Annotated in this window: 12 protein-coding genes; 3 read left to right on the plus strand and 9 right to left on the minus strand. The window is 65.8% G+C overall.

Going from position 1 to position 13,479, the window contains the following annotated elements:
* Nucleotides 1-25 precede the first annotated feature (25 nt).
* The 8 genes from CAP2UW1_RS17965 to smc all read right to left on the minus strand — a co-directional run bounded on the left by CAP2UW1_RS17965 (nucleotide 26) and on the right by smc (nucleotide 9,932).
* Nucleotides 26-490, minus strand: a complete 465-nt coding sequence (locus CAP2UW1_RS17965; protein WP_015768049.1) for a hypothetical protein — start codon at nucleotides 488-490, stop codon at nucleotides 26-28.
* Between the two features lie 169 nt (nucleotides 491-659).
* Nucleotides 660-1,151: a low molecular weight protein-tyrosine-phosphatase gene (locus CAP2UW1_RS17970; protein WP_015768050.1), complete on the minus strand. Its 492-nt coding sequence runs from the start codon at nucleotides 1,149-1,151 to the stop codon at nucleotides 660-662.
* A gap of 25 nt (nucleotides 1,152-1,176) precedes the next feature.
* Complete coding sequence (def, locus tag CAP2UW1_RS17975; protein WP_015768051.1) at nucleotides 1,177-1,710, minus strand: peptide deformylase; 534 nt, start codon at nucleotides 1,708-1,710, stop codon at nucleotides 1,177-1,179.
* Nucleotides 1,703-2,446 (minus strand): S-methyl-5'-thioinosine phosphorylase, encoded by a 744-nt coding sequence (locus tag CAP2UW1_RS17980; RefSeq protein WP_015768052.1) that lies wholly within the window; start codon nucleotides 2,444-2,446, stop codon nucleotides 1,703-1,705. Before CAP2UW1_RS17980 ends, def begins: the two co-directional genes overlap by 8 nt.
* A gap of 1 nt (nucleotide 2,447) precedes the next feature.
* Complete coding sequence (locus tag CAP2UW1_RS17985; RefSeq protein WP_015768053.1) at nucleotides 2,448-2,996, minus strand: hypoxanthine-guanine phosphoribosyltransferase; 549 nt, start codon at nucleotides 2,994-2,996, stop codon at nucleotides 2,448-2,450.
* A gap of 82 nt (nucleotides 2,997-3,078) precedes the next feature.
* Entirely contained in the window at nucleotides 3,079-5,106 is a 2,028-nt protein-coding gene (gene ligA / locus CAP2UW1_RS25095) for an NAD-dependent DNA ligase LigA (protein WP_015768054.1), read from the minus strand.
* Nucleotides 5,107-5,121: 15 nt separating this feature from the next.
* Nucleotides 5,122-6,408 carry a cell division protein ZipA C-terminal FtsZ-binding domain-containing protein gene (locus CAP2UW1_RS25100; protein ID WP_015768055.1) on the minus strand — a complete coding sequence of 429 codons (1,287 nt, stop codon included), beginning with the start codon at nucleotides 6,406-6,408 and terminating at the stop codon, nucleotides 5,122-5,124.
* An 8-nt stretch (nucleotides 6,409-6,416) separates the two neighbouring features.
* The gene (gene smc, locus CAP2UW1_RS18000; protein ID WP_015768056.1) at nucleotides 6,417-9,932 is read right to left on the minus strand and encodes a chromosome segregation protein SMC; all 3,516 of its coding nucleotides are present in this window, start codon (nucleotides 9,930-9,932) and stop codon (nucleotides 6,417-6,419) included.
* A 192-nt stretch (nucleotides 9,933-10,124) separates the two neighbouring features.
* Here smc and queF point away from each other — a divergent pair, with 192 nt between their 5' ends.
* Nucleotides 10,125-10,544 carry a preQ(1) synthase gene (queF, locus tag CAP2UW1_RS18005; protein WP_015768057.1) on the plus strand — a complete coding sequence of 140 codons (420 nt, stop codon included), beginning with the start codon at nucleotides 10,125-10,127 and terminating at the stop codon, nucleotides 10,542-10,544.
* 4 nt (nucleotides 10,545-10,548) lie between these two features.
* On the plus strand, nucleotides 10,549-11,259 hold the full coding sequence (locus tag CAP2UW1_RS18010; RefSeq protein ID WP_015768058.1) for a YecA/YgfB family protein: 711 nt from the start codon (nucleotides 10,549-10,551) through the stop codon (nucleotides 11,257-11,259).
* A gap of 36 nt (nucleotides 11,260-11,295) precedes the next feature.
* On the opposite strand, the gene CAP2UW1_RS18015 is transcribed toward CAP2UW1_RS18010, so the two are convergent.
* Nucleotides 11,296-12,207 carry a DMT family transporter gene (locus tag CAP2UW1_RS18015; protein WP_015768059.1) on the minus strand — a complete coding sequence of 304 codons (912 nt, stop codon included), beginning with the start codon at nucleotides 12,205-12,207 and terminating at the stop codon, nucleotides 11,296-11,298.
* A 73-nt stretch (nucleotides 12,208-12,280) separates the two neighbouring features.
* Here CAP2UW1_RS18015 and dapC point away from each other — a divergent pair, with 73 nt between their 5' ends.
* On the plus strand, nucleotides 12,281-13,474 hold the full coding sequence (gene dapC / locus CAP2UW1_RS18020) for a succinyldiaminopimelate transaminase (RefSeq protein WP_015768060.1): 1,194 nt from the start codon (nucleotides 12,281-12,283) through the stop codon (nucleotides 13,472-13,474).
* Nucleotides 13,475-13,479 lie beyond the last annotated feature (5 nt).

A 13,479-nucleotide genomic window follows, 5' to 3' on the forward strand; every position in this document is an offset into this window, starting at 1 on the left:
CACCTGCCGGGAAGCGTGCCGCCTGTCAGCCTCGACAGAACGTCGTCGAAGGCAACGACCGCAGCGACGCATGCAGTCGACTCACCCTGAGCAGGTCCTTGTGTGCCCGCAGCAGCGTCAGGCTGCTTTCCACGTACTGGTGTGAAGACAATTCATCCGCAGCGTAGCGCTGCAACAGCTTCAGCCAGCGAGTGTGGATGGCACACGGATGACGCTCTTTACCGCCGGCAAGAGGACAATCGGGACAGCGCGTCCTCGCCAGAATGTCGATCACGGCGTGTTTCTGCCAGTGTTGACGGTATTGGCGGGCGTTGGCCTCGATCCAGGCAAGCGCCCGCTCTTCGCGCTCGTGCGCGGGAAAGGCCTCCACGTATTCTGTGATCGCGGCGATCTGCCGGCGAAAGAACTCCGCATCCGAGAGGCCATGATCGGAGGATTCCCCTACGAAACGGGTAAGGAGCGCAAGGGTCGGGTCGTCTACGATGTACATATGGATCCTGCAAGACCGTTAGCCGGCAAGCCAGCCACCTCACTATAGCAGGATTTGCTGCGGTGCACCAGGAAGTTTCCTGGCACGGCCCAAAGCAAGGGCACCGCGCGTTCACCACTGGTCAGTATTTCGCCGAAACCAGCCGACAAGTGGGCGCCGCCTGCCGGCACTACCGGGATAGTTCTCCGCGCTTGTAGGCCGCCAGAAGACCAGTTGCCGCCAACTCGCAGAGGTCGAGCACGCGTTCGAAACCCGACTCGGCACCGTAGTAGGGGTCGGGCACCTCGGAGATCCCGAGTCCGGTAGCGTAGTCAAGAAACAGACCGAGTCGCGAGCGGCTTTCCTCTGCGCACTGGCGCCGCAGGAGCGACAAGTTGGCCTCGTCCATCGCCAGAATCCGGTCAAAACGACCGAAATCCGCGTCGATGACCGAACGCGCGCGCATCCTCGACAGATCGTAGCCGCGCTTCGCCGCTACCCGGCGGGCGCGCGCATCGGGCGCCTCACCGGCGTGGTAATGCCCGTGCGTGCCCGCAGAGTCCAGCTCGAAGGCCGTCGCCAGGCCCTCGCGCTGCGCGATGGCGCGGGTAACCGCTTCGGCGATTGGCGAGCGACAGATGTTACCCATGCAGACAAAGAGAATTCGGTATCGCGGCGCCACGCCTGGCCCCCTCCTCAAGAAGTTGCTATTCAACTGCACCGGTGGAGCCCTCGGAAAACAGCTCCTCGACAAAACCGAAACGGCTCATGTCGCGGATCCGCATCGGATAAAGGATGCCGTCCAGGTGGTCACATTCGTGCTGCACGACGCGCGCATGAAAGCCGGCGACGCTACGATCGATCGGACGGCCGCGGGCGTCGAAGCCGGTATAACGCAGGCGGCTCCAGCGCGGCACCCAGCCGCGCAAGCCGGGCACCGACAGACAGCCTTCCCAGGCTTCTTCAGTCGCCGACGAAAGCGGGAAGAGCACCGGGTTGATCAATACCGTCCGCGGTACCGGCTCGGCCTCCGGATAACGAGGATTGCGATCCACCCCGAAGATCACCAGCCGCAGACCGACACCGATCTGCGGCGCGGCCAGACCTGCACCGTCCAGATGGCGCATGGTCTCTTCCATATCGGCAATCAGCGCGTGCAGCGCCGGCGTCGCAAACTGTTCGACGGGAGCGGCCTTGCGCGCCAAGCGCGGGTCGCCCATCCTGAGGACGGGTCTAATCATCGCTGGTCAGAAGCCTTTCGATGACTGCCAGGACCTGATGCATGGACTCCCCCAGAACATCATGGATCGCCTCCAGGCTGATGCCCTCGCGACTGTCGCCGCGCCCGGCGGCGTAGTTGGCGACGACGTTGATCGCCGCATACGGAACACCCAGTTCGCGCGCCAGAACCGCCTCAGGCATGGCGGTCATGCCGACCACGTCGGCACCGTCGCGCTCGAGCCGATTGATCTCGGCCGCCGTCTCCAGCCGCGGGCCCTGCGTCGCGGCATAGACCGCCGAGTGAGCGAGGTCGATACCGATCGCTGCGGCGGCCCTGGCCAGACGCTGGCGCAGCCGCCGATCAAAGGGTTCGGTGAAGTCGACATGTCGGACCGCCCTCTCCGGTCCTTCATGGTAGGTCGACTCGCGACCCCAGGTGTAGTCGATGATCTGATCCGGCATGACCAGATCGCCAGGGCTGAGGTTCGCACGAATGCTGCCGACGGCGGCGACCGCGACGATACCCACCGGCCCACACTCCCGCAGCGCCCAGATGTTGGCCCGATAATTCACCTGATGCGGCGGGATGCCATGGTCGTCGCCGTGACGCGCCAGGAAGACGACCGGACAGCCGCTGATCCGGCCGAAGCTCAGGGCCGCCGACGGCTCGCCGTAAGGGGTGCGTCGCCGCTGACGCTCCACCAGCTCAAGGCTTGCGAGTTGGGTCAGACCGCTGCCACCGATCACCGCAAGCATGTCAGTCCTCCCGAATGGCGTAGATGGCCGGTAGGTTGCGCCAGGCGCCGCGAACATCCATTCCGTAACCAAAGAGGAAGCGATCGGGAACCGTCAGCGCGACGAAATCGGCCTGAATCGGCTTGTGCCTGCCATTCATCTTCTCCGCCAGCACGGCCGTGTAACAAGCGTCGGCGCCAAGTTGCAGCAGTCGCTCGCGAATCGCGGCCAGAGTCACTCCTTCATCGAGAATGTCATCGACGATCAGCACGGTTCTTCCCCTGACCGGGATCGACGGCTCGACACGCCAGGCCAGCTCGCCGCCGCTGGTCGCCTGGCCGTAGCGCCCGACGTGCACGTAGTCGAACTCGAGTGGGAAGGTCAGTCGCGTCATCAACTGACCGGCCAGGGGGACGCCGCCCTGCATGACGCACAGCAGCAGTGGGTTGCTGTCGCGAAGTCTTTCACTGATCTCGCGCGCCACACGGTTGACCGCGGCGGCGACCCTCTCGGCCGAGTGGACGAGGTCGGCGGCGGCAAGGATGGCCATCGCCTGCTGCGGGTCGATCATGTCTTCTCCTGACTTGGCGGATGCTCGCGCCGGCCGTTGCCGCGGCGGCGCGACCGAGCAGCGGAAGCCTTGCGCGGCAGCCTCATGGCGTCGACGGACCCATGGTCTGTTCGAGCAGGCCCAGCAACTGGCCTTCGTCGATTACCTGCACGCCCAGTTGCAGCGCCCTTTCGAGCTTGCTGCCGGCCTCCGCGCCGGCGACGACGAAACTCGTCTTCTTCGACACCGAACCGCTGACCTTGCCCCCCGCCGCTTCGATCATCGCTTTGGCTGCTTCGCGTGTCAGCGAGGGCAGAGTTCCCGTCAAGACGAAGACCTGGCCAGCAAAGACGCCACCGGCCGGCACCGCTGGCTCACCTTCGCTCCACACGAGACCGGCGGCACGCAGCTGTTCGATGACTTCCAGATTGTGTGGTTCACTGCAGAACTGGCGGATGCTTTGAGCAACCGTCGGACCGACGTCAGGAACCTGCCGCAGCGAATCCTCATCGGCAGCCAGCAGACGATCCAGGCTACCGAAGTGACGCGCCAGTTCCCGAGCGGTGGCTTCCCCGACGTTGCGTATCCCGAGCGCGAAAATGAAACGCGCCAGGGTCGTCCTCTTGCTCCTCTCGATCGCCGCCAGCAGATTGCCTGCCGACTTGTCGGCCATCCGTTCGAGACTGGCGAGAGCCAGCAAGCCGAGCCGGTAGAGATCGCCCGGCGTGCGCACGATTGCACTGTCGACGAGCTGTTCGACAAGCTTGTCGCCGAGGCCTTCGATGTCGAGGGCACGCCGTGAGGCAAAATGCAGCAGCGCCTGTTTGCGCTGTGCCGGGCAATAGAGACCGCCACTGCAACGTGCCACGGCCTCGTCGGCACTGCGCACGACGCGCGAGCCGCAAACCGGACAGCTTGTCGGCATGACGAATTCGCGCGCCCCGGCGGGACGCCTATCCGGAACTACCCGGACGACCTCGGGAATGACGTCGCCAGCGCGGCGCACGACGACCACGTCGCCGATGCGCACGTTCTTGCGCCGAATCTCGTCCTCGTTGTGCAGCGTGGCGTTGTTCACCGTGACGCCGCCGACAAAGACCGGCGCGAGGCGCGCCACCGGCGTCAGCGCCCCGGTACGGCCGACCTGAATCGAGATATCGAGCAGTTCGGTGACCGCCTCCTCGGCGGGAAACTTGTGCGCGACGGCAAAGCGCGGCGCGCGCGAAAGGAAACCAAGGCGTTCCTGGGCAGCCAGATCGTCGAGCTTGTAGACCACGCCATCGATATCGTAGGGCAGAGAAGCGCGCCGGCTGCCCATGTCGGCATAGTAGGCGAGAAGACCGGCCAGGCCGGTGACCCGGCGCCGCTCCCGGGCAACCGGAAAACCCCAGCGCTCGAGCTGGTCGAGCTGGGCCGAATGCGTTGCCGGCAAGCCGGCACGCTCGCCGGAAGCAATCCCGTAGGCAAAAAAACGCAAAGGACGCTGAGCCGTGATGCGCGGGTCGAGCTGGCGCAGGCCGCCCGCAGCGGCGTTGCGCGGATTGACGAATTCCTTCTCGCCCTTCTCGCGTTGGCGCGCGTTCAGCCGTTCGAAGTCGCTGCGCCACATCAGCACTTCGCCGCGCACTTCAAGGGCCGCCGGCCAGTCGCTGGCGCGGAGACGCAGCGGAACGCTGCGCAGAGTGCGCAGATTGGCCGTTACGTTCTCGCCGGTCGAACCGTCGCCACGCGTCGCGCCGCAGACCAGGATGCCCTTTGCGTACGACAGGCCGACGGCGAGACCGTCGAACTTGGGTTCGGCCGAGTAATCGACCTCACCGTCCGTCGCCAGCCCCTCACGCACACGGCGGTCGAACGCCGCCACTTCGTCGTCCGCAAAGGCATTGTTCAGCGACAGCATCGCTGTCGCATGTGTGACCGCCGCGAACTCCGCCAGCGGCGCACCGCCAACCCTCTGCGTCGGAGAGTCCCTGCTCACCAGTTCGGGGTGTTCGGCCTCCAGCGCCTGCAACTCGCGGAAGAGGCGGTCGTAGTCGGCATCAGCGATCGACGGCGCGTCGAGGACGTAGTACTCGTGATCGTACCGCTCGATCTCCGCGCGCAGGCTGTGAAGACGTTCGCTGACACCCATCGGGCGGGTTCTGCCTCAGGAGAACAGGCGCAACGCCAACGGGCCACCGGCCGGCAGCTGGCGATGGGCCATCGCCGTCTGGTACTGCACCACCTGACGACGGATCGGTTCGATAGCACTTTCCGACAAGGGGCGCCGATTGTCATCCACCAGCGCACCGTGCAGGGCTTCGGCAAAACGACGCGCCAGCTCGACCATTTGCGTCAGCACGCGATCGCCGTTGGCCACGCGCGGCACATCGAGCAGGAAGGTCACGCCGTGCGTAGTCATGGTCCGCATCGACTCGCTCGAAAAGCCCTTCGTCTCCTGGTTGATCAGCACGTAGAGCACGTTGCCCTCGTCATCACAACGGGCGAAGCGGCCGTCCGCGTCGATGACCATGCCGGCCGACTCGGCAAGGGCGCGCAGCTTGGTACCCGGGAAGACCTGCCCCTGACTGATGACGTTGACACCGATCTGAATATCGACCCCAGCACAGAACTCGTCGAGCTGCGCTGCCGCCTGCAAGGCGGGCTCGCGCAACGGCAACTCGGCGACCCCCATCAGTTCGGTCGCCAGGTCAAGCAGGGCGACATGGAAAACCGAGAGATCCCCGTCGCGAACCGGGCCCTTGCGGTCGACAAGCTGCAGCCCGGCTCGAATGTGCCGGTAGGCATTGTCGCTGTCCTCGAGGATCGGCTCCCACTCGCGCGAGTCTTCGTTGTAGCCGATCCAGTTCACGGCCTTGCCAATCCGTACCAGGGCCGCACGCTGCCCCTCGCGAATCCGGTAGGCGGCTGCCGGCTCAGCAACCTCGATCGCCGCAATGTAGTCGATCATCGGCGACAGCAGATACAGCGGCGCCGCCTGACCCCCGGCGTTGGCCGGCGCATCGTCAGGGCGACCGGGCACGGCCTGTGGCGACGCCGAGCGGCCCGCGACCGGTGCCTCGCGCGGCGACAGGAAGGCCGGGGCGACGCGCGCCGAGTCCTCGGCGAAAGGCGCCGACGCTTCGTACGCCCCGTCGTCCTGCGCAGGTTCCACCCGCAACAGCGGTTCGACCCGTTCGTGACCGGATCCGGCAGACCTCGCCCCGCCGCCGGCGCCCGGGTCGGCTGCCTCGGCTCCCCCATCAACACCGGCGTAGTCGTCGGCGCTGGCGCCGCCGGGTGGCGACTCGTCAAGCAGCACGTCCGCCTGGCGGACGTTCAGCAACTGCTCGGCGAGCTTGCGATGCTTGTGCTCCTGCCACTTGTTGTAGCCCAGCACGCCAATCACGGCGGCGCCACCGAGGCCGATCAGACCCATTTGCAAGTCGGTCATTTCAATTCCTAAACGAGCTGCTCGCGCAGGCGCAGCGCTTCTTCCATATCGACTTCCACGATGCGCGAAACGCCGGATTCCTGCATGGTCACCCCGACGAGTTGTTGCGCCATTTCCATCGTCAACTTGTTGTGGCTGATGAACAGAAACTGCGTGTGGCCGGACATGCGTCGCACCATCGCGCAGAAACGTTCGGTATTGGTATCGTCCAGCGGTGCATCGACTTCGTCAAGCAGGCAGAAGGGCGCCGGGTTGAGCTGAAACATGGAGAATACCAGCGCAATTGCCGTCAGAGCCTTCTCGCCGCCGGAAAGCAGATGAATCGTCGAGTTCTTCTTGCCCGGCGGCTGCGCCATGACCTGCAGGCCAGCGTCCAGGATCTCGTCGCCGGTCATGATCAGCTTCGCCTCGCCGCCCCCGAAAAGCGTCGGAAACAACTCGCCGAAGCTGCGGTTGACGGAATCGTAGGTCGCCTGCAGCAGATCCCGCGTTTCCCGGTCGATGCGCCGGATCGCGCTCTCCAGCGTCTCCATCGCCTGGGTCAGGTCCTCCGACTGGGCATCGAGGTAGCCTTTGCGTTCGCTCGCCGCCGCCAGCTCATCGAGGGCAGCCAGGTTAACGGCGCCGAGAGCGTCGATCGAACGCTGCAACGCAGCAATCGCGGCCTGCAGGGGACCGGCACGCGCCCCTACGACGTCGGCCGCCAACGACTCCTCGTCAGCATTCGCCTCGGCCAGCTGGCTCGCCAACTGCTCGAAATTGAGACTCGCTGCCTGCTCCCGCAGCTTCAGTTCGCCAATCCGATCGCGCAGCGGATCAAGGCTCTGCTCGACTTTCATGCGCCCCTCGTCGAGCGCGCGCAGGCCGTTCGCCGCCGCTTCCAGCGCATCGCGTGCCTGCGCCAGCGCATGCTCGCGAGCGACCCGATGGTTGAGCGCGACCTGCAGCCCGGGCTCGAGATCCTCGGCCTGCATGGCGGTGGCACTTTCCTCGCAACGCGCCAAATCATCGCTGATCCGTTCCAGCTGCTGCTGCGCCAGTGCGCGGCTGCTGCTCAGCTCCGCCAGCTTGTTGCGACACTCCCGCTGCGAGAATTCCGCCTCGCGCAACTCGCGTTCTTCGGCATTGATCTGGTCACGCTCGTCACGCAGTGCCCGTTCGGCCTGTTCGAGGCGCGCCCGTGCGCCGACCATCACCGCCTGCAACTCGCGCACCCGCTCGCTCTGCAGGTCGATCGCCGCTTCGGCGATGAACCGGCGTTCGCTCTCGCTTTCCTCCTCCACGGCCATCTCGGCCAGACTTTCGTCGATCTGCGCCTGCCGTTCGCGGAAGCGTTCGCGGGCCTGCGCAAGCTTCAGTGCTTCGACCTGAATGGCATGCGCGCGATCCTGCAGCAAACCCAGCTGCTGACGTGACTCCTGCACGGCGTCCTGGGCATCGGCCAGACTCTGCTCGATCGCCGCCAGCCGCGCCTGCGCCTGATCGACCGTCTCCTCGCGCTGGGCAATCACCCCGGTCAGCGTGTCGATCTCCCGCTGACGTTCGAGAAGGCCATGCTCGCCGCTGTCCGGGGCAAAGAGCGTCACACTCTGGCGAGTGACGATGTCACCACCCGGCGTCACGCAACAGGCATTCCCCGACAAATCCGCCCGACGCGCCAGGGCCGTCGCCAGATCGGGGCTGGCCAGCACCGCATCGAGCCAGTCGGCAAGAATTGCCGACAGCTCGGGATGGTCGCAGCGAACGCGCGCCAGCAGGCGGTCGTCGCGCGCACCGCCGTGGCCGTCGCGCGCTTCGCCGTCAGCCAGCGGTAGCAGCAGAGTCAACTTGCTGCCCGGACGGTCCTTGCTCCACGCCGGGTCGGCTTGCGTCGCCACCAGCGCTCCGAGCCGCTCGCGGAGAACCGCCTCGACGGCATCCTCCCAGCCCGCGTCGACGTGCAGCGACTTCCAGAGCGGCGCGCCATGCTGCAATCCATGCCGGCGCAGCCACTCGTCGAGCTTGCCGTTGGTCTGCAGGCGTTGCTGCAACTGCTGCAGCGCCATCCGGCGGGCATTCGCCTCGGCGCGCTCTTTCTGTGCATGCTGCACCTCAGCCAGCACCGCACGTCGGTTCTGCTCAAGACGCGGCAGATCCTGTTGCTGGGCCTGCTGAATCTCCTGCAACTCGCCGATCCGCTCACGCAAGCCATGCACCTGCTCCTGCTTGTCGGCAAACTCCACGTCATCGGGTATCGGCATCGCCTGACGCTCGAGGGCCAGGCGTTCTCGCCGGCCACCGATGATCTGCAGGGAACGCTGCGCGTGTCCACGATTGGCCTGCTCGACCTGCAGCCGCTGTTCGGCCTGGGCGATCTCGGCGCGCTGCCGGGTCACCGCCTCGACCGCCACGGCATGGCTCTCCTCGGCCAGCGGCAAGCGCTCATGCCGCGCCGCCAGGCGCGCCTGCCCCTGCTCGACACGTTCCTCGGCGAGCGCCAGCAGGCTCCGCCAGCGTTCGTCGTCGTCGCTCAGTTTCTCGGCCTGGGCCTGCCAGTGCGTGCGGTCGTCGGTCAACTGGGCAAGACGCGTCTCGTACTCGCGCTGGGATTCACGGCGGTGCCGGATTTCAGCCTCCAGCCGCGCGACTTCGGCATTGGCCGCAAACAGGTCGCTCTGCGCCGCATGGACGCCGTCACTGGCAGCAAAATGCGCTTCGCGCGCCGCCTCCAGACGCGCTTCGAGGTCACGCAGGGCGGCATTCTGCGCCTCGAGATCGTTCGCCGCCTGGGCCACCTCGCGCGCCAGACGCTCGCGCTCGGCCTGGGCCTCGTTGCGGCGGAGCAGCCAGAGCAGGTGCTGTCGACGCACCAGGTCGTCGCTGTACTCACGATACTGACGAGCAACGCTGGCCTGACCCTCGAGGCGCTCCATCTGCAAACCCAGCTCGAGGCGGATGTCTTCCACGCGCGCCAGGTTCTCGCGCGTATCGGCCAGCCGATTCTCGGTTTCCTTCCGCCTTTCCTTGTAGCGGGTCACACCGGCCGCCTCTTCGAGAAAGACCCGCAACTCGTCCGGCCTGGCCTCGATGATCCGCGAGATCGTCCCCTGGCCGATGATCGCATACGCCCGTGGCCCGAGACCGGTGCCGAGAAACAGGTCAGTCACGTCCTTGCGTCGAACGTGCAGGTTGTTGATGTAATACTCGGACTGACCACTGCGCGTCAGCAAGCGCTTGACGGACAACTCCGCATACTGCGACCACTGTCCGCCGAGGCGACCGAGCGAGTTATCGAAGACGAGTTCGACGGCTGCCCGCGACACCGGCTTGCGACTGCCGGAACCGTTGAAGATCACATCCTGCATCGACTCGCCACGCAGCTCCGAGGCTTTCGATTCGCCGAGCACCCAGCGCACGGCATCCATCACGTTCGACTTGCCGCAACCGTTCGGACCGACCACACCGACGAGTTGACCGGGCAGGGCGATCGTCGTCGGGTCGACGAAGGATTTGAAGCCGGCAAGTTTCAGTTTGGTCAGGCGCATGAACGAGAACTGGAGCGCGGTCCGCGCAAACGCGCCGGGAGAAATCGGAAAACGCGGTGACTCTGCCCGGCAATGCTGCACACCCAAGCAGGCGGCGACAAGCGAACAGACGTACGAGACTCAGGCATCAACAGCTATGATAGCATTGTGGCTGTCCGATTCGTTTCCCGCAGGATAGCATCCGGAGCCCCAATGAGCACAGAGCCGGCGAAAACTCTCGATACCTTTCCGAACCCGGCGCCGCAGAGAGATTTCCACATACACATGGAAATCCCGGAATTCACCTGCCTGTGCCCGAAGACAGGCCAGCCGGACTTCGCGACGCTGCTTCTCGATTACGTTCCGGACGAGGCCTGCGTCGAACTGAAGAGCCTGAAACTCTACATCTGGTCGTTCCGCAACACCGGCTGCTTTCACGAGGAAGTGAGCAATCGCATCCTCGACGATCTGGTGAGCGCCACCCGGCCACGCTACATGAAGCTGACGGCGAAGTTCTACGTGCGCGGCGGCATCTTCACCACGGTCGTCGCGGAGTATCGCCAGGAAGGCTGGGCGCCGACAGCGACGGTTCAACTCGCCGACCTTCCCAGTCAATACAGCACCCGGGGCTGACAACATGACCTCAGCGGCACCCCTCAACGACGCCGACCTCCTGCGCCTCGAACAACTGCTCGCCGATCCTTCTCTGCAGCAGGCGATGCGCCTCGATGAAGCGCAGGCCTACCTGTGCGCCGCCCTCGCGGGCCCACAGCCGATGGCCGAGGCACAGTGGTTGGGCGAAGTGCTCGGCGATGCCGCAACGAGCGCCGACGACACTGGCCGCGAGGCGACCGACTTGTTGCGCCGCCTGGCGGCCGAACTGGCGGCGGGGCTGGCGTGCGGCGAACCACCCGTGCTACTGCTCTACGCCAAGGAAGGCGACGCCAGCGATGACAGCGACTACGTCCCCTGGTGTCAGGCCTATCTGCACGGGGTCGACAGCGCCCCGATCGACTGGTTCGACGCCCTGGGTGCAGCAGACGACAAGGAAGACAGCGAAGAGATCTGTTACCTTGACGAGCAACTCTTCCCGCTGTTCATGCTCACCGGCGACGCCGAAGCGGCGGCCGCCGCCGCCGGCGAGGAGTGGCTGGCGGGCACCGAACTCGAGCAGATGCGCAAGGAGTGCGAGGCAAGGCTGCCGCAGGTGGTTACCGACATCTACCGCTTCTGGATCGCACGGCGCAGTGTAAAGACCATCCGGCACGAAACGCCCAAGCTCGGCCGCAACGACGCCTGCCCTTGTGGCAGCGGCAAGAAATACAAGAAGTGCTGCGGGGCGACGTAGGCCGTACGCCTTGCCGCAGCGCAGCGGACTTCCGCCTCAGGCCCGCGTGCCATCCTCCCCGCGCCACGCCGTTATCAGGCTGGCGGAGATGATCAGCGCGCCGCCCAGCCAGTCGCGCAGCGCCATCGCTTCGCCGGCGAGCAACCACGCGCCAACGGCGGCAAAACCGATTTCGCTGAGCATGATGACGATCGCCCGGTTGGCGGCGACCCGCGCCAGGCCGAACTGGACCACCTGATTGGCCAACACCAGGACGACGGCGAGCAGAGCGAGCAGGCCCCAGAGCGACGCCGAGGGCGGCACCCGGGCGCTGCCGACGCCGGCCAGCAGGAGCAGCACGCCGAGCGTCACCACCCCGGCGAAAGCGGCCAGCACCTTGTTCTCGACGCTGATGTTGCAAGCCCGGCGGGAGACCACATTGAACAACGCAAACGCGAAGCCAGCCGCCAGACCCAGCCAGTCGGCCGCGTCCTGCGGCGCCGGCAGACCGAGCCGCGGTTGCCAGAGCATCGTCACCGCGCCGCCCAGCGACAGCGCGATGGCCAGCGCACCAGCACCGGTGAGTCGCTCGTCAAGCAGCAGGCGCGACAGAACAACCGTCCACAGCGGCGCCAGGTAGAACAGCAGGAGAACGCGCAGCACATCACCACTGAGCGTCGCCAGTACATAGCCGAGGTTGCAGACAGCGGCAGACAGTCCCAGCCAGAGCAGGGGCCACGACGGCACCACGGGTGTCGACGAACGACGCGCCAGCCAGACAAGCAGGAAGGCCAGCCCATAACTGATGGTCGTGGCGGCAACACCATCAACGCCGGCGTCGCGCAAGACCCGGTACGGATACCAGATCAAGCCCCAGATCAGCGCACCGACCAGCAAGGCGGCGACGGCCCGACGCTGCTCGCGCCCGGCGCCGCCGCTCGCGGCCGGCAGCATGCTGGCGTCTTTCATGGCCGCCGGATGCCTTTCACCACCACTCGATGCCCCTTATAATCCAGCGTCCCGCCACCCGAAGCATGCGCCAGTGAAACCCCACCTCAGCAAGCTGCAACCCTATCCCTTCGAGAAGCTGCGACAGCTCTTTGCCGGCGTGACGCCAAACCCACGCCTGCACGAAATCAAGCTGTCGATTGGGGAGCCGCAGCACGCCACACCGGCTTTCATCCGGGACGCGCTGACGGCCAACCTCGGCGGGCTGGCAAGTTATCCTACCACGCTCGGCAGTGGCGAACTGCGCGCCGCCATTGTCGCCTGGCTCGAACGCCGCTACGCTCTGAGCGGGATCGACGCGCAAACGCAGGTCATCCCGGTCAACGGCTCGCGCGAGGCCCTTTTCGCGTTTGCCCAGACCGTCATCGATCCCTCCCGCGGCTACACACCGCTGGTCGTCAGCCCCAACCCCTTCTACCAGATCTACGAGGGAGCGGCCTATCTGGCGGGAGCCGAACCGCGCTTTCTCAATACCCTGCCGGCCAATGATTATGCGTTCGACTTCGCGGCACTGAGCGAGGCCGAGTGGCGACGCGTGCAGCTCTTCTATGTCTGCTCGCCGGGAAATCCGACCGGCAAGGTGCTCAGCCTCGACGACTGGCAACAGCTGTTTGCGCTGGCCGACCGCTACGGCTTCGTCATCGCCTCGGACGAGTGTTACTCGGAGATCTTCTTCGCCGAAGACAGGCCGCCACTCGGCGCGCTGCAGGCGGCTCGGCTGCTCGGCCGCGGTCACGAGCGACTGGTGATGTTCTCCAGTCTGTCCAAGCGCTCCAACGTTCCCGGCATGCGTTCGGGCTTTGTCGCCGGCGACGCGGCGACGCTGCACTCCTTCTTGCTCTACCGGACCTACCACGGCAGCGCGATGAATCCGGCAGTACAGGCGGCGAGTGTCGCTGCCTGGAGCGACGAGTCGCACGTCGTTGCCAACCGCCGCCAGTACGCGGAGAAGTTTTCGGCGGTCGTCCCGCAGTTGGCCGACGTGCTGGACACCGCGCTGCCGGACGCCGGCTTCTACCTGTGGGCGAGAACGCCGATCAGCGACAGCGACTTCGCCCGCCGGCTACTGGCCGACTATAATGTGGTCGTTCTCCCGGGAAGTTATCTGGCACGCACCGCCCAGGGCGTCAATCCAGGCGATGGCTTCGTGCGAATCGCGCTCGTCGCGCCACTCGCAGACTGCGTCGAGGCCGCCGAACGGATCCGTTCATTCATTTCAGAACTCTAGGAACA

Source organism: Candidatus Accumulibacter phosphatis (assembly GCF_000024165.1).
GTDB classification, from domain to species: Bacteria; Pseudomonadota; Gammaproteobacteria; order Burkholderiales; family Rhodocyclaceae; genus Accumulibacter; species Accumulibacter phosphatis.

What these genes read in the sequence shown, in the direction of transcription:
- CAP2UW1_RS17965 (WP_015768049.1), bottom strand. Translation starts at nt 490, where the DNA reads ATGTACATCGTAGACGACCCGACCCTTGCGCTCCTTACCCGTTTCGTA.
- def (WP_015768051.1), bottom strand. Translation starts at nt 1,710, where the DNA reads ATGATTAGACCCGTCCTCAGGATGGGCGACCCGCGCTTGGCGCGCAAG.
- CAP2UW1_RS17980 (WP_015768052.1), bottom strand. Translation starts at nt 2,446, where the DNA reads ATGCTTGCGGTGATCGGTGGCAGCGGTCTGACCCAACTCGCAAGCCTT.
- CAP2UW1_RS17985 (WP_015768053.1), bottom strand. Translation starts at nt 2,996, where the DNA reads ATGATCGACCCGCAGCAGGCGATGGCCATCCTTGCCGCCGCCGACCTC.
- ligA (WP_015768054.1), bottom strand. Translation starts at nt 5,106, where the DNA reads ATGGGTGTCAGCGAACGTCTTCACAGCCTGCGCGCGGAGATCGAGCGG.
- CAP2UW1_RS25100 (WP_015768055.1), bottom strand. Translation starts at nt 6,408, where the DNA reads ATGACCGACTTGCAAATGGGTCTGATCGGCCTCGGTGGCGCCGCCGTG.
- smc (WP_015768056.1), bottom strand. Translation starts at nt 9,932, where the DNA reads ATGCGCCTGACCAAACTGAAACTTGCCGGCTTCAAATCCTTCGTCGAC.
- queF (WP_015768057.1), top strand. Translation starts at nt 10,125, where the DNA reads ATGAGCACAGAGCCGGCGAAAACTCTCGATACCTTTCCGAACCCGGCG.
- CAP2UW1_RS18010 (WP_015768058.1), top strand. Translation starts at nt 10,549, where the DNA reads ATGACCTCAGCGGCACCCCTCAACGACGCCGACCTCCTGCGCCTCGAA.
- CAP2UW1_RS18015 (WP_015768059.1), bottom strand. Translation starts at nt 12,207, where the DNA reads ATGAAAGACGCCAGCATGCTGCCGGCCGCGAGCGGCGGCGCCGGGCGC.